This is a genomic window from Flavobacterium bizetiae, from assembly GCF_024271895.1.
Taxonomy (GTDB): domain Bacteria; phylum Bacteroidota; class Bacteroidia; order Flavobacteriales; family Flavobacteriaceae; genus Flavobacterium; species Flavobacterium bizetiae.
The window spans coordinates 3,948,502-3,972,281 of record NZ_CP091861.1; the positions used below are offsets into that span (position 1 = coordinate 3,948,502).

17 protein-coding genes and 2 tRNA genes are annotated in these 23,780 nt (G+C 31.7%); 11 read left to right on the plus strand and 8 right to left on the minus strand.

Features of this window, described 5'->3' with window-relative positions:
• Nucleotides 1–22 precede the first annotated feature (22 nt).
• Both L0669_RS16795 and L0669_RS16800 read left to right on the plus strand, forming a co-directional pair.
• Entirely contained in the window at nt 23–1,159 is a 1,137-nt protein-coding gene (locus L0669_RS16795) for a nuclear transport factor 2 family protein (protein ID WP_263758934.1), read from the plus strand.
• Nucleotides 1,160–1,315: 156 nt separating this feature from the next.
• Nucleotides 1,316–2,002 (plus strand): hypothetical protein, encoded by a 687-nt coding sequence (locus L0669_RS16800; protein WP_263758936.1) that lies wholly within the window; start codon nt 1,316–1,318, stop codon nt 2,000–2,002.
• A gap of 170 nt (nt 2,003–2,172) precedes the next feature.
• Here L0669_RS16800 and L0669_RS16805 read toward each other — a convergent pair whose 3' ends face one another.
• Nucleotides 2,173–4,569, minus strand: a complete 2,397-nt coding sequence (locus L0669_RS16805; protein ID WP_263758938.1) for an arylsulfatase — start codon at nt 4,567–4,569, stop codon at nt 2,173–2,175.
• A gap of 146 nt (nt 4,570–4,715) precedes the next feature.
• The gene (locus L0669_RS16810) at nt 4,716–5,759 is read right to left on the minus strand and encodes a ligand-binding sensor domain-containing protein (protein WP_263758939.1); all 1,044 of its coding nucleotides are present in this window, start codon (nt 5,757–5,759) and stop codon (nt 4,716–4,718) included.
• A gap of 285 nt (nt 5,760–6,044) precedes the next feature.
• Between L0669_RS16810 and L0669_RS16815 the strand changes: the two genes are divergently transcribed.
• Nucleotides 6,045–6,539, plus strand: coding sequence for a hypothetical protein (locus L0669_RS16815; protein ID WP_263758940.1), 495 nt, complete (start codon nt 6,045–6,047; stop codon nt 6,537–6,539).
• Between the two features lie 204 nt (nt 6,540–6,743).
• Here the strand turns inward: L0669_RS16815 and L0669_RS16820 are convergent.
• From L0669_RS16820 to L0669_RS16835, 4 genes are all read right to left on the minus strand, one after another.
• Nucleotides 6,744–6,821 (minus strand) — tRNA-Val (locus tag L0669_RS16820).
• A 230-nt stretch (nt 6,822–7,051) separates the two neighbouring features.
• Entirely contained in the window at nt 7,052–8,167 is a 1,116-nt protein-coding gene (locus L0669_RS16825) for a nuclear transport factor 2 family protein (RefSeq protein ID WP_263758941.1), read from the minus strand.
• A 112-nt stretch (nt 8,168–8,279) separates the two neighbouring features.
• Entirely contained in the window at nt 8,280–9,308 is a 1,029-nt protein-coding gene (locus tag L0669_RS16830) for a helix-turn-helix domain-containing protein (protein ID WP_263758942.1), read from the minus strand.
• Nucleotides 9,309–9,960: 652 nt separating this feature from the next.
• Entirely contained in the window at nt 9,961–10,797 is an 837-nt protein-coding gene (locus L0669_RS16835) for a carboxypeptidase-like regulatory domain-containing protein (protein ID WP_263758943.1), read from the minus strand.
• 425 nt (nt 10,798–11,222) lie between these two features.
• Here L0669_RS16835 and L0669_RS16840 point away from each other — a divergent pair, with 425 nt between their 5' ends.
• Nucleotides 11,223–11,837, plus strand: coding sequence for a hypothetical protein (locus L0669_RS16840; protein WP_263758944.1), 615 nt, complete (start codon nt 11,223–11,225; stop codon nt 11,835–11,837).
• 30 nt (nt 11,838–11,867) lie between these two features.
• Here L0669_RS16840 and L0669_RS16845 read toward each other — a convergent pair.
• A tRNA-Val gene (locus L0669_RS16845) sits at nt 11,868–11,945 on the minus strand.
• A gap of 262 nt (nt 11,946–12,207) precedes the next feature.
• On the opposite strand from L0669_RS16845, the gene L0669_RS16850 reads away from it, so the two are divergent.
• The gene (locus L0669_RS16850) at nt 12,208–13,995 is read left to right on the plus strand and encodes an ABC transporter ATP-binding protein (protein WP_263758945.1); all 1,788 of its coding nucleotides are present in this window, start codon (nt 12,208–12,210) and stop codon (nt 13,993–13,995) included.
• Nucleotides 13,996–14,033: 38 nt separating this feature from the next.
• Complete coding sequence (locus L0669_RS16855) at nt 14,034–15,350, plus strand: porin family protein (protein WP_263758946.1); 1,317 nt, start codon at nt 14,034–14,036, stop codon at nt 15,348–15,350.
• Between the two features lie 105 nt (nt 15,351–15,455).
• Here the strand turns inward: L0669_RS16855 and L0669_RS16860 are convergent, their stop codons facing one another.
• On the minus strand, nt 15,456–16,625 hold the full coding sequence (locus L0669_RS16860) for a proline dehydrogenase family protein (RefSeq protein WP_263758947.1): 1,170 nt from the start codon (nt 16,623–16,625) through the stop codon (nt 15,456–15,458).
• 330 nt (nt 16,626–16,955) lie between these two features.
• Between L0669_RS16860 and L0669_RS16865 the strand changes: the two genes are divergently transcribed.
• From L0669_RS16865 to L0669_RS16885, 5 genes are all read left to right on the plus strand, one after another.
• The gene (locus L0669_RS16865; protein ID WP_263758949.1) at nt 16,956–19,262 is read left to right on the plus strand and encodes an O-antigen ligase family protein; all 2,307 of its coding nucleotides are present in this window, start codon (nt 16,956–16,958) and stop codon (nt 19,260–19,262) included.
• 198 nt (nt 19,263–19,460) lie between these two features.
• Nucleotides 19,461–20,528, plus strand: a complete 1,068-nt coding sequence (gene aroB / locus L0669_RS16870) for a 3-dehydroquinate synthase (RefSeq protein ID WP_173972973.1) — start codon at nt 19,461–19,463, stop codon at nt 20,526–20,528.
• A 299-nt stretch (nt 20,529–20,827) separates the two neighbouring features.
• A complete protein-coding gene (locus tag L0669_RS16875) occupies nt 20,828–22,231 on the plus strand; it encodes a type III PLP-dependent enzyme domain-containing protein (RefSeq protein WP_055092150.1) in 1,404 nt (467 codons plus the stop codon).
• Between the two features lie 109 nt (nt 22,232–22,340).
• Entirely contained in the window at nt 22,341–23,309 is a 969-nt protein-coding gene (locus tag L0669_RS16880) for a deoxyhypusine synthase family protein (protein WP_007811609.1), read from the plus strand.
• Between the two features lie 7 nt (nt 23,310–23,316).
• Nucleotides 23,317–23,724: a DNA primase gene (locus L0669_RS16885; protein WP_065450201.1), complete on the plus strand. Its 408-nt coding sequence runs from the start codon at nt 23,317–23,319 to the stop codon at nt 23,722–23,724.
• Nucleotides 23,725–23,780 lie beyond the last annotated feature (56 nt).

Here is a 23,780-nt window from a genome sequence, read left to right on the forward strand (position 1 = left end):
AAAAACTTATAATTTTCAGTAAATGAATAAAATTATCTTTTTATTACTAGTTCTTACATGTTTGCAGCCTCTTGGCGTAAATGCGCAGAATAAAATCTTATTTGTAACATCAAATCAGGATTATTACGGAAATACCAAAATTACTGCGGCCAATCATTTTGAAGAAATTATTGTTCCTTATGATATTTTTATAAAAGCCGGATACACAGTCGATTTTGTAAGTCCAAAAGGTGGCGCGATTCCGGTTGGCTACATTAATACCTCTGATCTTTTGCAAAAAAAATACCTGTACGATGGCTGGTTTATGGACAAGCTGGAACATACCATGAAGCCAACAGAAATTATTGCCAGCGATTATTCGGCAATTTTTTACAGCGGTGGCGGTGCGGTCATGTTTGGCGTTGCAGAAGATATTGCGATTCAGAATATTGCCAGAACTATTTACAATAAAAACGGTGTAGTTTCGGCAATTTGTCACGGTACTGCCGGGCTTGCTTATTTAAAAGATGAAAATCAAAAATCGCTTTATGCAGGAAGAAAAATCACGGGATATCCGGATCTTTTTGAAAATAAGAATGCCGAATATTACAAAACATTTCCGTTTGCGATCGACAAAGCTATTACCAATAATCAAGGAAAATTTGTGTATTCTGATAAAGGCGGAGACGCTTTTTATGCTGTTGATGGCAGGTTTGTAACCGGACAGGATCCAAGTTCAGCTTCTCGTGTAGCAAATGAAGTGATAGCCATTTTAAAACCTGATTCTAAAAAGAATAATAAAATTGTACTCAGCGATTTAGACCAAATTACAGAAATATTACTCGATTATATTGAAGGTACGGCGAATGGTGAACCGGAGAGATTACGCAAGGCTTTTCATCCTGATTTTAATTTGTATACGGTTGCAAAAGACACTTTATGGATACGTTCAGGCAAACAATACATTGCTAATATAAAACCTGGTGAAAAAACGAATCGAATTGGAAGCATTGTTTCTATTGATATTGAGAAAGATACAGCCGTAGCGAAAGCAGTAATTGTAATACCGAATCAGCGCACTTTTACAGATTATTTTTTAATAGTAAAATATCAGGGCGCCTGGAAAATTGTGCACAAAAGCTATTCCTGGAAAGAATTACCCAAAACCGAAAAAGCATAAAAAGAGTAATAACCAAAACCAAACCTTTGAAAAGCTCCTTAATTTTTTTAGGGAGTTTTTTGTTTTTTCTAAAATATTCTTATTTATTTCGATTAGCTTAGAGGGGAATTTTAAGTAATTTTCTAATAATTGTATTTCTTCTTTAAACCTTAAAAAATGAGATTCAAAAAAAGCATTTATCTGTTTGTATTGCTTGTACTTATTGTCAGTTGTAATGAAAATAAGAAGAAAATCATCAGTACTCCTGTTTCTGATACGATAAGTAATCATATTGTATTTCATAAACTAGAAAAACGATCTGTAATTGGGGACTTTGATGGCGACGGAAAACAGGATACTATTTTTGAGCACAATTATTCGAAAGAAAACAAAACTGAAATTTTAGAATCTCCCGATCCTTACGAAAATGATTGGGAAATAGTAGAAAATTGGTTTTACACACAGAAAGCAGATTTGTATCTGACTATAAACAAAAAGAATCAGGATATTTTGCATTTAGGTACCGCACAAGGGCTTTATTGCTTAATAAATATTGGCGACAATAATAATGATGGAAAAGACGAAATTGCTCTGGTAATCGACAAATTAGATCTTAGCAGAATCAATAGTTGTAAAATATATTCGCTATGTAATAAAAAATGGACAACATTGAAAGAGTTTGGAATTCATGAAGATTCATTTGATTTTACTACTGATAAAATGCCCGTTTTTAACGAAATAAAAGGTTACCTGGAAAAGCGAAATGGTAAATGGTTTTACAATGATTATTTGCAAAATAGCTATGATACTCAAGAAGAAGTTGGAAAAATGAAAAGACTAAAAATGGGTAAATGTAATTATTGAATTAAATCTTAATAAGTATTTGAATATTAGATAAAAGAAAAGAATAGTTGTAAGATGATTTTATCTTAATTGAACTTTGCAAAATAGAAAAACTCCTTAAAAATTAAGGAGTTTTTGCTTCCAACAAAACATGTTTTAATAATTGTTTTTATAATAAAAAAGATAAGATTTTATTCTCTGGCCATTTTAACTTTAAATTCATGCTCAACGTTTTGGTAAGCATCATCGCTAACATCATATACTACTTTAGCAATCTTTCCTCCTGTAAAGTCAAATTTGGCTTTGTATTGTTTACTCACAGGATCACCTGAGTCGCGGCCAACGCATAGCCCCTCGCCTGATAACGCATAATGACCTGCCTGAGTGCGGAAAGGTTTTTCCTGTACCACTTTCCCGTCTACATAAAGTCTCATTTTTCCTAACGTTTCATTTTTCTCGGTCATTTTTTCCTTTATAAACTCCACTCCCACTACATGTTGCCCGTTGGCAGGCAAAGTTGTGCTTAAAATCTGTTCCGGAGCAAGGCCTAAAAAATTGTAGACATAATTTAATTTACCATTAGTAACAAACAAACTATATCCTCCAAAACGTGATCCTTGAGAAACGATAACGCCTTTTGTATTTTTCGTAAAATCTACTTCGGCTAAAATTTTAAAAGAACGTCCTAAAGTTGGTGCTGCCGAAGCTTCCGGAATTTCGGTTGTTCCGGGATAATAGGTAAATCTACCGTTGGCAGGGATTTCTTTGTGGTATTCCATAGCGTGAAATTCGTTTACCGAAACATCATTTAAAGGCAAAACATTGTATTTCTTCGCTTCATCCATCCATATTTGTTCCAGTTCTTTAACCTTATCCGGATATTGAGCCGAAAGATCTGTAGATTCTGACCGATCGACATCAACGTGATACAATTCCCATTGATCTTTGTCAAAATCCCCTATGTTTACGGGAAGCGCTCCGTGAATTGCAGTAGCTTTCCAGCCTTCTTTCCAAATACCGCGTGTTCCAACCATTTCGTAATATTGTACCTTTTTAGTGGTTGCTGCTTTTTCATTATCAAAACTATACTTCATAGAAACACCAGCAAGCGGAGTTTGTTTTACGCCATCCACCACATCAGGCATTTTTACGCCGCAAACTTCTAATATTGTCGGAACAATGTCAGTACAATGGTGGTATTGACTTCTAATCTCTCCTTTTGCTTTTATGCCTTTTGGCCAGCAAATAACAAGAGGATCTGCTGTACCACCACTATATCCTGAATATCTCTTGAACATTTTAAACGGAGTCGAAAAAGCAACTGCCCAACCCGTTGGATAATGGTTATAAGTATCTTGTGATCCTAGTTTGTCGATCATACTTAAATTTACCTTCATATCGTCGGGATAAGCGTTAAAGAAGTTGTTTTCGTTTACAGAACCGTTTGGAGATCCTTCGCCAGATGCTCCATTATCAGCACAATACATTATGAGCGTATTATCATATTGCCCGGAATCTTTCAGGTATTTAATAACGCGACCTACTTCAAAATCAGTATATTCAGAATAAGCAGCATAAACCTCGGCCATACGGCTGAACAGTTTTTTTTCGTCAGTCGATAATGTGTTCCATGGTCTTACAGTATCGCCTTCAGAAAACTTTCCCTTTGGCATTGGGTTTATAGGCGTAAGTTTGGTGTCTTTTGGTAAAATACCTTTGTCGATCATACGTTTTAGAACCCAATCTCTATAAGCTTCATAACCATCATCGAATTTGCCTTTGTACTTGGCGATATAATCTGCCGGAGCATGATGAGGCGCATGATTGGCACCCGGATTGTACCACATAAACCAAGGTTTGTCAGGTTTTGATTGTTTAGTATCCTGAATATAAGCAATGGCTTTGTCTGCCAAATCTTTGCTTAAATGATAACCGTCTTCCGGCTGATAAGGCTGATCTATAAAATGATTGTCTTCTATAAGCCCCGGATACCATTGATTGGTTTCTCCGCCAATAAAACCATAAAAGCGATCAAAACCTAGTCCCAAAGGCCAACGATCTTTAGACGATGCCATATCAAGCGCATCAACGGGAACATTATGATTTTTACCAATCCAAAATGTAGACCATCCCGCCTGACGCAAAATAGTAGCCAATGTGGCATTTTCTTTAGGAATATGACCGCTATAACCCGGAAATCCCACAGCAGATTCAGATATTGAGCCAAATCCGTTTTGATGATGATTTCTTCCTGTTAGCAGCGTAGATCGCGTTGGTGAACATACAGATGTGGTGTGCCATTGCGTATATGTTATACCGTCTTTTGCAAGTGCATCCATGGTGGGCATATTAATTCGTCCTCCGTAAGGTGACCAGGCTGCAAAACCAGTATCGTCGTACAATATGATTAGTACATTTGGAGAATCTTTTGGTGCTTTAGTTTCTAAAAATGCGGGCCAATCTCCTTTTGAATCGCGAATATCTAGTTTGATTTCGCCATTAAAAGTTTTTTCTCCTTGTTTTGGAGGATTTTGCGCCATTATTGGTAGGCAGCAAAACAGAATTAAGGTTTTAAGTATCTGTTTCATGATGGAGGAATTTATTTTACAGTCAACTAATTATGAGGCGTAACTTTAGTTGTCTTTCAAAATTAAATCCAATCCTATTATAATTTTTGTTTAAAGAAGTAAATGACGTTGCAATTTATAATTTGAAACAAAGTTGTGTGTTTGATCTAGTATATTCTTTCAAATGAAGTACCGTTGAATCGATATACGCCACTTGGATTGGCTCCACCAAACCACAATTCTCCTTTTTTGTTTTTGTAAATCGTCCAGATATGTTTACTCGCTACTCCATCTTCAATACTAAAATTTTTAACCGATTTACCATCATATTTCCATATACCAGATCCCGCAGTGCCAAACCAAACATTACCCAATTGATCCTCTCCTATAGAAAAAACTTTATTAAGCGAATTACCATTGGTATCTTTCTGCTTCAGTTTTTGCTGTTCTGTGAAATTGATTATTTTTTTTCCATCATATTTTAAAACACCAATCCCATTATTGGCAATCCAAAGATTGCCTTTGCTGTCCTCCATTATACTTCTCGCGTGAAAATGTCCTGTTTTGTCATTTAAACCTAAAAGCGAATCGTTTATTACTTTAAAATCCGATCCATTATAACCAATCACAGCGCCGTAACTTCCAAACCAAACAGTTCCATTTTTGCTTTTAACGAAATTTGTTGAAATTGAATAGTGATTCTCATGACCTGGCTTTGTGTGAACAGGCAATGCGCGATACGAAAGTTTTTTACCATCATATTGATATACACCCGGATTTCCTTCAAGTTTATTGTAAGCCTCTATTTCGTTGCCCTTGAACCAGAGATCTCCATCATTTAACTTCCATTCGTTTTTTGAATTATAATCTCTTTCTGTGTAAACAGTCAATTTTTTTCCGTCGTAAGTGCTTAATCCTTCGCCGCATTCAAACCAAATGATACCATTTTTATCCTCATAAATATTTCTAACCTGATTATGGCTCAATCCATTTTCGGTTGTAAAATACTGGAGCTTTCCATCATGAAGTAATCCTAATCCTTCGTTGTAACTGCCAAACCAAATATTTCCTTTACTATCTTCTAAAACTGAATGAATTCCTGAGGTATATTTTAATCTTAGTTGGCTGGATTGACTTTGATTGCAAGAGATTGTTATTATGGCTAGTAATATGTATAAAAGATTAAATAGGGACTGTTTATTTAATTTCATATTAAAGATATCTTTTACGGTTTAGAATTGGTATGTGTTCTACATTTATAATGCAATGTACTATAAAGTTTTACAAAAGATTATTTGAGATTTACTTATTTTTTTAAGATGAAAAAAGCAACAAATGAACTGAAAGTATTTACTAAATGTAGCAGTAATATTTTCTATCTTCGTTTTTAAAAGAAGTCAAATAACTAAGCGAAGTCAACCTGAAAAAGTTTTTCTTATGTTATTTATGGCTATAAATTGGGTTGGAATAATTAATCTTAAATAAAATCTGAAAGAATGAGTTTTGAATTGGATGATATCTATTTTTTAGAAAACTACGAAACCCTTTTGATTGTAAAAAATCATATCTATTTGTCAAATAAAAAATATTTTTCTCTTGAACATTTTAGAAATGAAAAATATTCAGATAAAAATCTAATTGAAATAAGGATTGAAGAAATATTAGCAATAAATTTTAATGATTTAAGTGAACAAGTTAAAATTGAAACCAGATCAAAATCGTTTCATTTGATTTTTTTCGATAGCAAAATGCTGTTCAGGTTTATTTCCAGGATTGAACCTTCTTTGGTTTTAGAAAAAACAGAGGAAAATCTAACCCGAGCTCAAAAAATAATCCCTTTGTTATTTATTTTTATAATAATTGTTATCATCTGTTTATTTTTTGGAATCGAAAATAGTTTCATATTGTTAATTGGTTTACTGTTTGCTATTCATCAAGTATATAAAATGTATAAAAATAGTAAGAATGTAGTTTATAGTAAGCCCAAATAAATTAATAATAGCTGTTATAAGATGAACATTTAAAAAATTATAAACATAAAAAAACCTCCAAAATCAAATGATTTTGGAGGTTTTTAAATTTTGATGGAAATGATAGCTTGTTCCAAGGAAATAAGAATGCTTTCACCCTGTATCTAAAACTATTAATAAAATATTAAAACATAAAAAAACTCCTTAATTTCTTAAGGAGTTTCTTGGTGGGCGATGAGGGGTTCGAACCCCCGACCCCCTCGGTGTAAACGAGGTGCTCTGAACCAGCTGAGCTAATCGCCCTATTTTACTAGGTTGCTATCATTTCGTGATTGCGAGTGCAAATATACAGCTAGAATTTGTATTTGCAAGTGTTTTTAGAAAAAAAAGTGAAATATTTTTGTATCCTATTATTTGTCAGATATATGGAATTTGTAATTCTAATTAAAAGATCAAATTTTTACAATTAAACCAGATAAAAAACTCCAAGACCATATTGATTTTGGAGTCTTACTTGACCATTTGATTAATTATTAATTCGTTTTCTCAATCAATTCAATAATTTTTAACGCAACACCACTTGACGATTGAAAATTTTGTCCTGTAATAATTCGGCCGTCTTGTTCTACAAACGATTCGTTTCTCTTTGAGAATTTAAACTCTCCTCCCCTTTCTTCTATGGTTTTCTGAATCAAAAACGGAAAGTGTTTGAAATATTCGCCATCCTGTTTTTCAAAAGAGTCCGGATAACCGCTTATTTTTTTTCCATCTACTAAAAATTTACCATTTTTTGTTTTCAGGTTTACAATACCTGCCGTTCCGTGACATACCGATGAAATAATTCCTTTATTGTCTTCGTATACCTGCATTGAAATGCGTTGAATGTCGAGGTTTTCAGGAATTTCAAACATTGCGCTTCCGCCTCCAATATAATGCACTGCTTTATAAATTTTATAATCAATTTCTTTAGGGTTTAGCGTATTTTTTAGGGCGTACATAAAGTCCTGATTGTATAAATATTCTTTTTGTAAATTATCTGAGGTATTGATATAAGCTAAAGGGATGTCTCCTCCCTTTGGACTCACAAAATCAACTGTATAACCGGATTTTACAAACGTGTCGTAAGCGTTTACAATTTCGGCAAAGCTATTTCCTGTCGCAATGGTAGAATTTCCGTAATAATGTGCATTAGAAACAATAAATAATATCTTTTTTCCTGATTTATTACTTGCTTTACTGCTCGCTGCTTTGCTAATTATTTTCCATTCGCCCTGAATTTTTTTCAGCAAAAACATATCCATAAATTCTTGTTTTTTTTCAGGTATAAGAATTTCAGCTTTTGCAATGGCAACATCGTTATAAAATTCAATAGAAATAATTTTACCTATACGACCGTTAAATTCTCCTTTCTTGCCTTTTTGAAACCAGGTGACATATTCTGAAATTGGGACTATCCATAGCGGTTTGTCTTTGTGGCTCAGAAAAAGATTCGCTTCAGGATAAAAGGCCTTGCTGATGCTTTCAGGATTGTTATAAGAGGTACCTTCGATATAGTTTTGAATACAATTTTGAATCAGGGATTGTTCTGATTGTGAAAAAGACAAATTGAATAGTAATGTAAATAAGATTGCGAAAAAGATTTTTTTCATAAACATTGGATTTTAATGGTTTAAAAATGTTTTTCAAAATTATATTGATTCACTTTTAAATCATTCCAAGTTTATGATACAGCAGTCCAGATGTATATTTTAGGAGTAGAAATTAGCTTTTTTGGTAATTTGAAGGTGTCGTTCCCGTGATTTTTTTGAATGAACTGTAAAATGTACTCGTAGAATTAAACCCGGATTCGAAACCAACAGCGTCAATTTTGAACTGAGTACTTTCTTTTAATAAACGTTTTGCTTCATCAATTCGGTATTCATTAATGAATTGCGTGAAGCTTTTGTTCAAATTGTCATTAATAAACTGTGATAACAATTGAGGACGAATATTTAATTCTTTTGCTAAAATGGATAAAGTAAGTTCAGGATTGGTATAAATTTTTCTCGTTTCAAAAAGTGTATTGATTTGTTCCTGAATTTCTGTTACTACTTTTTCTTCTATTTTGTTGATGTATTTTTCTTTATTATTCGACGAAATCAATGTTTTATTTTTTACGTAATAAAGCAAAAGGAATGAAATGTAAAAACTGAACGAAAAAGCCAAAGATCCGGAAATATAAGAGGTGTATTTAGCTAAAGTATACGAAAGCCAAATAGCAAAAACTCCGATAATAACAGATAATATCCAGGTTTCATGATAGCTAATTTGATTTCGATTATTTAGTAGCTTTTTAAAAATTTGCCTGCTTTCATAAATAGACAGAACAATAAAAATAAGCCATTGAATATTTATAAAATAATAAATTATTCCTCTCCATAGAGCAGGGTTTTCTTTGTAAGGAAAGAGAACGCCAAAAACACTTATAATGACAACCAGCAAAACAAGAGTGTATTTTGCAAAAGAATAATTGAGATTTTGCAAAATAGATCTCACATAAAAATACAACAGAGGTCCAATTAAAAAACAAGCTGACAAGCCTATTTGCAAATACGTTTTTGATAATTGCGGATTAAAATTATAAAATACTGATTTCCCAATTCTAATGCTTAAAGACAATAACAAAAGCCCTAGAAACAAATCAGATTTAGCTTTGTTTTGTTTGAAAAATAAAAAATAAAAACTTAAAACAACGCTATTAAAAACACCCAGAGCGCTTAGAAAAAATAATATTTGATTATTAATATTCATTATTGAAGAAAATACTTTTTTGGGAATTGTTTACCATTCACTTAAAATACTCAATGAAAATGGTCTCTTAAGTTTTCTACAATACTACATAAAAATATTAAGACAGTAAGTACGTTTTTCGTAAACGGAATATTATTTTTCCCGTTAAAAGAAAATGAAATAATAATTCTGGTGAAATAAAAAAACTCCAAAATCAAAATGCTTTTGGAGTTTTAAAAATTATTTAAATTGTAAAGGATAGCGGTATTTAAAAAAAAGAGATACCAACTAACCTTGATGCTTTTTATACAATAGGAATCCCTATCCAATAAAATATAAGCATTAGTGCAATAGTTATTCTGATACTGCACAAAGTAAGCAAACGCCAGTAAGTAGATCTTCCGTATCCAAATCGCCAAATTCTTTCACCAGCTTCTTCCCTATTTGATTTTAGAGTTAATTTCGTAAGTATAAACGTTGAAACAATAAAGATCAAAATTGTAATTAACCAAAATTTTATCATAGCTCGTATTTTTAAAGGTTTTTAAATTTAATGATTTTTTTTTGGAAAATATACTGCTTAGATAATTTATTAAGCCATCTGTTGAAAATGGCTCTAAATTGAAAGAATAAGAGTCTAATCTGTTTATTTTTAGAATATTCTGTATTTATTTTATTTTTCGATCATTACATCAACATTTATTGATGGTTCTCCTCCTGAATATTTTTTCCATTTTCCAAAATAGTTTCTGTAATAGGTATCTTTTGAAAATGCGAAGATATTTCCACCAAAAGAAAATTGTCCTTTAAAGTCATCAGTTATTCTTACTAAGACAAAAAAATCTTTATCAGTCCAAAGATTTTTATCAGAGATATCCAGGGATACTTTCTTGTTTTTGATATCATTTTCAGTAACGGTCAATCGTAAAGGATCATTAACTAAAGATTGTGCATCATCGGGAAAGCCATCTTTTTCATTTTGTATATCAAAAATAAATGTCACGTTTTTTTCAATTTTTTGATCAACAATATTGATGTTTATCTTGTTCACTTTTAGATTTTTTTTGTTTTTAATCTTTATAGCATATTCTTTAAAAATGTCATCTGGCTCACCTGAATCAAACCCACCGTATGCTTTTTTTGAATTTGAAGTGCCGAAATTTTTAAGCACATATTTTTTTGGATTAATTACTACAGTTTCAAGATTGATAATTTTTTTCTTTAGTATAATTGTATGATTTTGAAGTTTGGTAAAGTCTGCAATTGTAGCTTTAAATGGTTCATACTCATTAACGATCACTTTGACAATTTTAATTTTATCAACGTTGGTTAAATCAATAGTATAATTTCCGTTACTATCTGTTATATCACCAATTTCCTGATTTTCAATTCCGATTCTTGCTCCAGGGATTGGATTGTCATTTTCATCCAAAATTTTCCCTGATATTTTTTGGGCGTGAAAAGTAACTGTAACTAGCAGAAGTAGTAATGTAAATTCAATTTTTTTCATTTGAATGATTTTTTAGTAATGTCTCGTGAATTGATTTCTGAAGAAAATAATAATCTCAAATATATTTTATAAAACAAACATATTTCGGTGCTATTTACAACATATTTACATTTTTTGTATATGTTTATTTTGTTGTTTAACGAAAATAGTTCGTTTTGTGTGAAAGTCTATTTTCTTAATCAAAGCAAAACCCAATCTATTTTTTTTGTCTTTTACTAAACAAAATATAAACGATAAAATTATTGAACTATGAATCTGTTTACTAACTATTTCATTCAGAAATGAAAAAGTTCAATTAAATAATTTATAGATATAGATTCGTTATTTATTATATTAGTCAAAAATAATTATGGTATTGGAGCAGATCAAATTATTTAGGTTTTAAGATTACTATGAAATTAAATTGTATAAGAAATAAAAAAGGTATGAATGAGCATCACGAAGGATTTTTGAAAATTTTAGCCGAATTAACTGAAATCGAAAATAGATTAAAAGCAACAGAAACTTATGAAATTCTTGATAATATTTCTGACCTGTATTTAGGCAACGGAAAGGTTAATGCCTATATCAAAATGAATGAAGTAAATAAAGAAAAGAAACTGACTACTAATAATTATAAAGATTTAATTGATATTTATTTTTATCAGCAGAAATTATTAATCAAAAATGAAAAGGATGAAGCGATAATTGATCTGATCGAATTATTTAGTGGTGAATTTAGTGATGATGCCTTAGATTATCTTGAAAAATTTGCTTATAATAGTTGTGATGAGCAACCTTATGCGTTAAGTATTTTATTATTATTGGCAAAAATCGAAAAAAGAAAAGAAAAAACACTTCAAAATATAAAAATGAGATTTAATTCCTTTGATGAACAAATTAAGGATTTTGTCATCAATTATTCTTCTGCTTTATTTCTTGATGAAAAAATAAATTTTGAATCCTATAATCAGAATATTGAAGAAAATACTTCTATAGATTTAGAAAACACTTTTAGAAAAGAAAGAAATCAAAATAAATGGTGGGAATTTTGGAAATAAAAAAACTCCTTAATTACTTAAGGAGTTTCTTGGTGGGCGATGAGGGGTTCGAACCCCCGACCCCCTCGGTGTAAACGAGGTGCTCTGAACCAGCTGAGCTAATCGCCCTATTTTACTAGGTTGCTATCGTTCGTGATTGCCATGCAAATGTATAGCTAGATTTTGTATTTTCAACTATAAAATCAAAAAAAAATCATTTTATTTTAACCTTTATTTTTATTAATCTATTATTCAGTTAATTAAAAAAGAAAGAAAAACTGATTTTTTTAGGCTTTTAGTTAAAAAATGAAATCCTGAGGCCTAATTTATAATATTACTTTGTGTTCACTTGCTATAATCCTATATTTGCATACCTTAATTGTATACTCAAATGGCAAGATTTAAAGAAAATGATTTACCAAAATCAAAAATTACCGCTACTTCACTTAACAAAGCAACCATAATATTCAAATACGCCGGAAAACACCAATGGAAATTTTATGTTGGTTTGGTTTTTCTTTTATTAACGGGAGCTACTGCCCTCGCCTTCCCTAAATTAATGGGAATGCTGATTGACTGTGTAAAAAACAAAAACAACGATCAGGCGAATCAAATAGCATTGGGTTTAATCGTGATATTGTTTCTGCAATCTTTCTGTTCTTTCTTCAGATTATCATTGTTTGTTAATTTTACCGAAAACACATTGGCCAATTTACGTTTGTCCTTGTATACTAATTTGGTAAAATTACCAATGACCTTTTTCTCTCAAAAAAGAGTTGGAGAACTAAATAGCCGTATTAGCGCAGATATTACTCAGATTCAGGATACTTTAACCTCTACAATTGCAGAGTTCTTGCGTCAATTTATACTTATTATTGGTGGAGTTATTTTATTGGCTACAGAAAGCTTTAAATTAACTTTATTAATGTTAGCCGTAGTTCCTTTAGTTGCAGTAGCAGCAGTAATCTTTGGTCGTTTTATTAGAAAATATTCTAAACAAGTACAAGATCAGGTAGCAGAAAGCCAGGTAATTGTTGAAGAAACAATGCAGGGAATAAGTATCGTTAAAGCATTTGCCAACGAATGGTACGAAGTTGCACGTTATAAAGGTAAAATTAGCGAAGTAGTAAAACTGGCTATCAAAGGTGGTAAATACCGTGGTTATTTTGCCTCATTTATTATTTTTTGTTTGTTTGGAGCTATCGTTGCTGTAGTTTGGTATGGCGTACGTTTAAGTATTGCCGGCGAAATGAGCGTAGGTCAATTGATCTCGTTTGTATTGTATTCTACATTTGTGGGCGCTTCTTTTGGAGGAATTGCCGAATTATATGCGCAAATTCAAAAAGCGATTGGTGCTACCGAAAGAGTTTTTGAATTATTAGAAGAGACTCCGGAAAAAATAAACGCAACGCAAAACGCAACTTCATTAGAGAAAATCAAAGGAAATGTTTCTTTCAATAATGTTGCTTTTAGTTATCCTTCAAGAAAAGAAGTACAAGTTTTAAAGGATGTAAATTTTACTGCTGAATTCGGGCAAAAAATAGCCATTGTAGGACCAAGCGGTGCCGGAAAATCGACTATTTCTTCTTTATTATTGCGTTTTTACGATATAGAATCAGGAGAAATCACGGTTGACGGAAAAAACATTTACGATTATGATTTAGAAAATCTTCGTGGTAATATGAGTATTGTTCCTCAGGATGTTATTTTATTTGGAGGAACTATTAAAGAAAATATTGCCTACGGAAAACCAGATGCAACAGATGAAGAAATTATGCTGGCTGCAAAACAAGCCAATGCGTTGAATTTTGTTGAAGGTTTCCCTGAAAAATTCGAAACAGTTGTAGGAGAACGTGGTGTGAAATTATCTGGCGGACAACGTCAGCGTATTGCAATTGCCAGAGCATTGCTTAAAAATCCAAGTATTTTAATTTTAGACGAGGCGACATCCTCTTTAGATAGTGAAAGTGAAAAATTAGTTCAGGAAGCGTTAGAAGTTTTGATGGAAGGAAGAACAAGTATTATTATTGCTCACCGACTGTCGACTATTAGAAATGCTGATAAAATTTTAGTTTTAGATAATGGAGAAATAACCGAAGAAGGTACACATCAGGAATTAATTAATCTTGAAAATGGTACTTATAAAAACCTAAGTAATCTTCAGTTTAGCAACTATTAAAAAACTAAATGCCTATAATTAATTTTAAATACAACTAAATGCCACATTTAAGACTCGCTTTAATTTTACTATTTATTATTTTAAACACCATTAGTGTTCTTGCTCAGGAAAAACCTTTTAACGTTGTAAACATTACCCCTGACGGTTCAAAATACATCAAATTCGGAATGAATCTTCAGGTTTGGGGAAGATATTCAGAACTAAATCCAAATAGCAAAATTGGAACTACAGAAGTAAATGACGCTTATGATATTGTGATCAGGCGTTTGCGCTTGCAGGCAATGGGAATGCTTACGGACAATATCTTTTTTCATCTTCAGTTAGGTCAAAACAACATCAATTTTACTCAAAATAACGGACCTTCAAATGCACCGCTTTCGGTTATGGATGCTTTGGGAGAATATCATTTTAACGATAAACTTCATATTGGTGGAGGTTTAACGAGCTGGGGGTCCGGAACAACCCGTTATTCATCAAATAGTTCAGCAACTCAATTAAGTTTAGATACGCCAATGTATCAGCAAATTGCTAATATATCCTCTACTTTTGGCAATCGTAACCTTAGTATTTATGCAAAAGGATATTTAGGGGATTTAAGTTATAGAGTTGCCGTTACGAATCCTTATAGAAATACAAATACCAATATTGGTTTTAATTCTTCTGTAAGTCCGGAAACTCCAAGAGCGCAATTTGCCGGGATTTTGACGTATCATTTTTTAGAAAAAGAACAAAATCTTGAAGCTTATAACAGAGGAACCTATTTAGGAACTAAAAAAGTTTTTAACCTTGGATTGGGTTATATGACGCAAGCCAATGCAATGTGGCGTCTGGATACTGATGGTTCAGGTTTGATACATCATGACGATATGAAAGTTCTTGGATTAGACGTTTTCTACGATAGTCCAATTGGCGATAATGGTTCAGCGATTACAGCTTACGCAGCGTATAATAATGCACAATACGGAAAAAACTATACTCAGTTTATTTCTATTCCAAATCCTGCGATTGCAGATCCTGCTTTGTTAAATGGTTCAGGAACTGGATTTATTGGCGTTGGAACAGGAAATATCTATTACGCACAAGTTGGATATTTATTCAAAAACTCAGAAAACATATCAAGCAAAGGACGTTTTCAGCCTTATTTAGCAGCACAAGTTGCCGATTTAGAAGCTTTAGATACTCCAATGGCGATGTATGAAATTGGAGCCAATTATTATACAACAGGAACTTTTGGACCAAAATTCAGTTTGAATTACCAAAACAGAGCTGTGTATGATAAATCCCTTTTAAATCCTAAATACTTTCAGAGTGATCGTTTAGGAATGGTAGTTTTACAATGCCAGGTTTCTTTCTAAAAAGACTTAAAAATTTCAATAAAAAAAATCCAAATTCCAATTGTTATGATTGGAATTTGGATTTTTTTATAAGTTCAAACTGTAAACTGAGACTGGGACTTAAAACTATTTCCCTTTTCTACGTTTACGCTCTGCCTTGATCATAGACAATTCGCGGCTTGTTTGTCCTGCAACCGAAGTATTCTCTTCAGCACGACGAATCAGGTACGGCATAACATCTTTTACAGGTCCAAATGGCAAATATTTAGCCACATTGTAACCGTTTTCGGCAAGGTTGTAACTAATATTATCGCTCATTCCGTACAATTGTCCAAACCAGATTTTGTTATCATTTTTGGCAATTCCTTTTTCCTGCATCATTTCCATCAATTTATAAGAACTCAATTCGTTGTGAGTTCCTGCAAAAATTGACATTATTTCTAAATGCTCTAACATATAATGTACAGCAGCATCATAATTAATATCTGTAGCTTCTTTAGAAACACAAATTGGCGAAACATAATTTTTCTCTTCCGCTCTTTTGTTTTCTTTTTCCATATAAGCGCCACGAACCAGCTTCATACCTATAAAGAAACCTTCTTTTTTAGCTACTTCATGTAAGTTTTTTAAATAATCCAAACGATCCCAACGGTACATTTGCAATGTATTAAAAACAATTGCTTTTTCTTTGTTGTATTTGCGCATCATTTCGGTAACTAAATCATCAGCAGCATCCTGCATCCAGCTTTCCTCACCATCAATTAATAAAGCCACATCTTTTTTGTGCGCTTCACCGCAAACATGATCAAAACGAGCTACTACTCTATCCCATTCTGCTTGTTCTGCAGGAGTCAACGTTTGTTTTTCTCCTAATTTTTCATACAATTCAAAACGACCAAAACCTGTTGGTTTAAATACAGCAAACGGAATCGCTAAACGTTCTTTAGCAAATTCTATCGTTTTTAAAGTCATTTCTAAAGCAGCATCAAACTGCTCTTCTTCTTCTTTTCCTTCAACAGAATAATCCAGTACAGACGAAACGCCTTTGGTAAACATTTTGTCTACTACTGTAATACAATCATTTTCGTTTACACCACCACAAAAATGGTCAAAAACAGTTGCACGAATTAATCCTTCTACCGGAAGATTTGCTTTTATAGCAAAATTGGTAACAGCAGTTCCTATCCTTACTAAAGGTTGGCTGTCGATCATTTTAAAAAGAAAATAAGCTCTATCAAGTTCTGTATCGCTTTTTAACGAAAATGCAACTTGAGTGTTATCGAATATTTTTTCCATTAAGGTCAGTTTTTTATGCAAATATAGATAGAGTTTTGAATATTATTTACTAAAACATACCATAATTTTTAATATCGTTAACAAAATTATGTCATACCTTAATTTATTAAGTAAGAGTTTACCTTGTTATATTTATTGATGGTCAAAAAATAAAAACATTTTTTCTTTAAGTCATATTAAATAGATTCTAAAATTAGAGCGAAATAGATTCTATCCGACTAAAAAAAATATATCTCGAGTGTATTAAAAAGTAAGAAAAAGATATTTTTATACTGTGTTTTAACAAGATTATACTTTTAAAAATTATATTTGCAAAAATATTTTTTTATCATGCATAATATTCGAACGAACGCAAATAGAGGAATTTCAATTATTCCTGGATATATTGTTTTACTTTTTGTGGGTTTACTTCTGATTATTGATTTTATCCCCAGCAATTCAGGCGTTCTTATTGCGAATACCCAATTTTTGTATTTATCTGTTTTAAATATTCTAATTGGAGTATATTTTTACATGAATTCTAAAATGCTTTCTGATACTATATTTCCATTTCTCAAGAGAAGTTACATTACCATATCGTTTTTACTTTTTTTATCAATCTGTGGATTATCATTTCTGGTTGCCAAAAATGAGTCTCTCGTTATCACGAGGTTTACTGAGTTGTTAATTGTATTTTGTTTATTTATAAACCTTTCCGTTTTATTAAAAGATAAACTGAATTTGATTTACAAAATTATACTCATTATTGCTGTTAGTGCTTTTTTTCAATCGGGTCTGGCTTTATATAAATTTTCGCAACTGTCCGGATATATTTCTGTGGCGGAAGCAGTAAACAATATGAGAGGAAATGCTGAAAATATCAACATACTCGCTGCTAGTTTAACCATTAAAATTCCCTTTTTATTTATAGGAATTACTCATTTTAAGAGCGTAAAAAAGAACTTTTTGCTTTTTACATTGTTTTTTGTAACGACTGCTATTTTTTTAACTGCCGCCAGAACATCTTTACTTAATTTGATTGTTATCACGATTGGTTACATTTTTTATTTCCTGAAAATAAACTCTTTTGAAAAATCAAGTTTCAGAAAAAGTTTCATTTTAATAATACCTATAATCATTTCGTTATTCGTTTCTAATCGTTCTTTTGAGAAATCAAAAGATAACAATCGTTATATATCAGTAACAAATAGAATTTCGCAAATAAATACGACTGATGCTTCTGCAAAAGCCAGGTTAGCATATTGGGAGAATACAATAAAAATAAGTCAGGCAAATCCTTTGCTGGGAATCGGATTAGGTAATTATCGTATTGAATCAATTCCTTATGAAAAATACTCTGAAAATGATTTTTCTGTTTCTTTAGATTCACATAATGATTTTCTGGAAATTTTTGCTGAAACCGGAGTAATAAACGGAATCTTATATTTTTCTCTTTTTATATACATCTTTTTTATTAACATTAAATGGTTGTTAAAATCCAATGATGATAACACAAAGAGAATTGCAATTCTTTGCTTAATGCTTCTAATTGTTTATGGAGGTGATGCTTTCTTCAATTTCCCTATGTACAGGCCAACAATGCAAATATTTTTTAGTCTCCTATTAGCATTAACGTTAGTAAACAGTCCTGGTTTAATTAGTCAGGAACGTTCTGAGCCGGTTAAAATAAAATTTATAGCTATTTTAATTGGTATAGCAATTATGACTAGTTATTCGGCTTTTATAATCTATAAAGCTTCAGATCTGGAAGCTGAAATTCTTAAGGATGATATCAATAACAATTTGAAAGGTATATTAAGCGGTGATGAAGTTGTTAGCCGAATACCTAAATATCCTAATGTTTTTCGTACTTCAGAATCCTTTTATGAATATGCAGCCATTTATTATATTCGTGAAAAAAAATACGATAAAGCTTTGACGTGCTTTGCAAGAGCAAGTAAAATCAACCCCTATTCCGGTCGAATAAATTTTTATAAATACATAATTTCCAAAGAAAAAAATAATCTCGACAGTGCATCTGTTTATATTAAAGAAGCTTTTTATCTGCGTCCAAGAAATTTATTTTATTATAAATATTCAACTAATTTGGCTGCAGTAAGAAAAGATACTATAGAAATTCTTAAAGAATCTGAGCTGTTTTCAAAATACAGAAAAATTACCGAAGCCTGGAGTGTTCCTGCTGCTGAATTGCAAAAGACCAATTTTAATAAGAAAAGTTTAATTCGTTTTGTAGATCAGGGACTAAAACAGATACCAAATGACAGCACTTTAATAAAATTAAAAAATGATATTGTCATTAAGGATTACATTCTCGAAGGACAAATTCTTCTTTCGCAATCAAAATTTGATAAATCACTTGAATCTTTTGAAAAAGCATTAAAAATTAATCCTAATGATATTTACCTGCTGCAAAGTATAGGTTTAAATTATTATTATTCAGAAAAATATAAAGAAGCTATTCCCTATTTTTTAAATGCTTTAAAATATCCCGGATTAAATAACGGAATTACAGAATTTTATGTTGCCACATGTTACTTAAAAAATAATGATTTAGAAAATGCATGCGAATACTTTAATTTATCTAAAGCTAAAAGTTTTCGTGCAGCAGAACAACAGTTGAATAAAGCTTGTAAATAAATAGTGGCGTCATTTGAATTATTTTAATGCAGATTTTGTGAGTTAGTCTTTTTCGAGTTTTGTGTCATATTTTAACAAAAATAGAACTTGGAACTTGTTGAATGTTTTTTTCTATTGTTTTACACAAATTAGAACAAAACTTTGAATATTATTTAGTTAAAAATGCCTTATTTTGCGGTTTCAATTAACTACGGAAATATGCAATCAATTCAAGCGAACAATTATCTGGTACATTTTAACCAAAATGCCTACGAAGCCCTAAATAATCATTTAAAAGAAAACAAATACTCTAATTTGTTTATTATAGTTGATAATGAAACAAATGAGCATTGTTTACCAAAGTTTTTGCCTTTACTTGAAACTGATCTGACTATAGAAATTGTTGAATTTGAATCTGGCGAAATAAATAAAAATATTGATACTTGTATCGAAATCTGGAAAGTGCTTACAGAACTTGGTGCGGATAGAAAATCGCTTGTTATTAATCTTGGTGGCGGTGTTGTTACTGATTTAGGAGGATTTGTAGCTTCTACCTTCAAGCGTGGAGTTGACTTTATTAATATACCTACTACCCTATTATCTATGGTTGATGCTTCTGTTGGAGGGAAAACTGGTGTTGACTTAGGGAATCTTAAAAACCAAATAGGTGTTATTAACGTACCTCAAATGGTATTAATTGATACAGATTATCTTGAAACTTTACCACAAAGCGAAATGCGTTCAGGATTGGCTGAAATGCTTAAGCATGGTTTAATATATGATGCAGCTTACTGGAAACAGTTTTTAGATCTAAATGCGATTGATTTTGCTGATTTTGATGAATTAATTTACCGTTCTGTAGAAATTAAGAATGAAATTGTAATTCAGGATCCAACAGAAAAAAATATTCGTAAAGCATTAAATTTTGGTCATACTTTAGGACATGCTATCGAAGGTTATTTTTTAGAAAGTGAATCAAAGAAAACATTATTACATGGTGAGGCCATTGCGATCGGTATGATTTTAGAAAGTTATATCTCTTTGTATAAAAACTTAATTACAGCGGCAGAATATGCCGAAATTAAAACGGCAATTAAAAGCATTTATGACGATGTAATAATCGAAGAAAATGACATCGATCCGATCTTAGAATTGCTAATTCATGACAAAAAAAATGAATACGGTTTGATACAATTTGCCTTAATTGAAGGAATCGGAAAAATAAAAATTAATCAATCCGTTGAAAATAAATTGATTCTAGACGCGTTTCAAGATTATAAATCTTAAACTTTTTTTAATAAAAAGCTTTGCTTTAGGTATATATTATTTTTTACATTTGCCACGATGAAAACAAACAATAAACAAAGACAATTTAGTTCTTATAGAAACCGGCTCAATAGTTCCTTGCTAAGGATGTTGAACCGTTTTTATACAAGTAAAAGTCCGTTTTATTGCGACGTTTTTTTGTACTCAAAAGCAGAACATGAAAAACTGCAAATTGTATTTGCAAATATTAGGGTTTGAATTTTAGATTTAGCACAGTTTACTAAATAAAAAAAATCACAATTCTTAATATAAAAAACTAAATGAATACAAAATATTCTGATCTAATTAATCAAACTTACTACTTTCCACAAACGGAATTTAAATTAAACAAAGACAACTTACAATTTCACAATATCGATTTGATGAAATTAGTTGAACAATACGGTACGCCATTGAAATTTACCTATTTACCACAGATTTCTGAAAATATTAATAAGGCAAAAGCCTGGTTCAGAAAATCGATGGAAAAAAACAAATACGACGCAAAATATTACTATTGTTATTGCACAAAAAGCTCTCATTTTGAATATATTATGAATGAAGCTTTCAAGAATAACATCCACATCGAAACATCGTCAGCTTTTGATGTTAACATTGTAGAGAATTTGCTTGAAAATGGTAAAATCAACAAAAGTACTTATGTTATTTGTAACGGATTTAAAAGAGACGAATACATCACTAATATTGCACGATTAATCAATAGCGGACATAAAAATACTATTCCGATTATTGATAATTACGAAGAACTTGATTTGCTTCAGGCTGAGATTAAAGGGAAATTCAAAATTGGAATTCGTATTGCAGCCGAAGAAGAGCCTAAATTTGAGTTTTATACATCAAGATTAGGTATCGGATACAAAAACATAGTTTCTTTCTATAAAAAACAAATTCAGGAAAATGACAAGTTAGAGCTTAAAATGCTTCACTTTTTCATTAATACCGGAATAAACGATACATCGTATTACTGGAATGAGTTAGTAAAATGTATTAAAGTATACATTGCGCTTAAAAAGGAATGCCCTACTCTTGATGGCCTGAACATTGGAGGTGGTTTCCCGATTAAAAATTCATTGGCATTCGAATATGATTACCAATACATGATTGATGAAATTATTAATCAGATTAAAATAGCATGCGATGAAGCCGAAGTTGACGTTCCTAATATCTTTACAGAATTTGGATCTTTTACTGTAGGTGAAAGCGGTGGCGCTATCTATCAGATTTTGTATCAAAAACAACAAAATGATAGAGAAAAATGGAATATGATCGATTCGTCTTTCATTACTACTTTGCCGGATACTTGGGCTATAAACAAACGTTTTATCATGCTGGCGGTCAACCGTTGGAACGATACTTACGAGCGGGTTTTATTAGGAGGTTTGACTTGTGATAGTGACGATTATTACAATTCAGAGCAAAATATGAACGCCATTTATTTGCCTAAATACAACAAAGAAAAGCCATTGTATATTGGTTTCTTTAATACTGGTGCGTATCAGGAAACCATTGGAGGATACGGAGGTTTACACCACTGTTTGATTCCGCAGCCTAAACATATTTTGATAGATCGCGACGAAAACGGCATTTTAGCAACTGAAGTTTTCTCAGAACAGCAAACTTCTGACGATGTATTGAAGATTTTAGGATATACTAAAAAAGTATAAAAAAAAACCTGTAAATTAAATGTTAATATCTATAAAATTATTAATTTGCAGTACCATCTAAAAGGTTAAACTTTTAATTCAAAAAAAAAACAAAAAAAACAAAAGCAAAATGAAAGGACCAATCAGTCAGTTTATTGAAAAACATTATCTACACTTTAACTCTGCTTCTTTAGTTGATGCTGCAAAAGCATACGAACAACAATTAGCAAATGGTGCTAAAATGATGGTAAGTATGGCTGGCGCTATGAGTACAGCAGAAATTGGTAAAATTTTTGCCGAAATAATTAGACAAGATAAAGTACAGATTATTTCATGTACTGGAGCCAATCTAGAAGAAGATATCATGAATTTAGTAGCACACTCTCACTACGAAAGAGTGCCTAACTACCGTGATTTAACACCAGAAGATGAATGGGCTTTACTTGAAAGAGGATTAAACCGTGTTACAGATACTTGTATTCCTGAGCACGAAGCATTCCGTCGTTTACAAAAACACATTTACAAAATCTGGAAAGATGCTGATGACAAAGGAGAACGTTATTTTCCGCATGAATTCATGTATAAAATGTTGTTATCTGGAGTTTTAGAAGAATATTACGAAATAGATCTAAAAGATAGCTGGATGTATGCAGCTGCAGAGAAAAACTTACCTATTATTGTACCAGGATGGGAAGATAGTACGATGGGGAACATCTTTGCTTCATACGTAATCAAAGGAGATTTAAAAGCTTCTACTATGAAGTCAGGAATTGAATACATGACATTCCTTGCAGATTGGTATCCAAAAAATAGCACAAACGGAATTGGATTTTTCCAAATTGGTGGTGGTATTGCAGGAGATTTCCCTATTTGTGTGGTGCCAATGTTGTATCAGGATATGGAGATGCATGATATTCCGTTTTGGAGTTATTTCTGTCAGATTTCAGATTCAACAACAAGTTACGGATCATATTCCGGAGCTGTTCCAAACGAGAAAATTACTTGGGGTAAATTAGATATTAAAACTCCAAAATTTATTATTGAGTCGGATGCTACGATCGTTGCTCCGTTAATTTTTGCTTACTTATTAGATTTATAGGATATTTATGAAAAGAGTTATAGTAGACTACGCTAAACTTACCAACGAAATTTTGAACCTTTTGGTAGAGAAATTTCCTGATGGTTATGATGATTCGGATGTAATCCGTTTTAGAAATGCTAAAAACGAATTGATCGAAGCTGTTGAAGTTCGTACTGAAGACACTATTTATTTAGTAAAAATTAGTACTAAACTTGCTGACAGAATCGAGAATTACGATGAAGATGACGACATCGATCTTGATGTTGATACAATCGAACCAGTAAAAGGTCTTGATCTTGACGATGATAGCGATGACGATGACGATGATGATGCGATAGACAAACCAGATACTGATGGCGGAGATGATGATGACGATGAGGATAAAGATCCGGATGATATTGCTGATGAAGATGATGAAGACGACGAAGATTAATTTTTATCTTTCTAAATAAATTAAAGGAACTCTATTCGGGTTCCTTTTTTTATTAA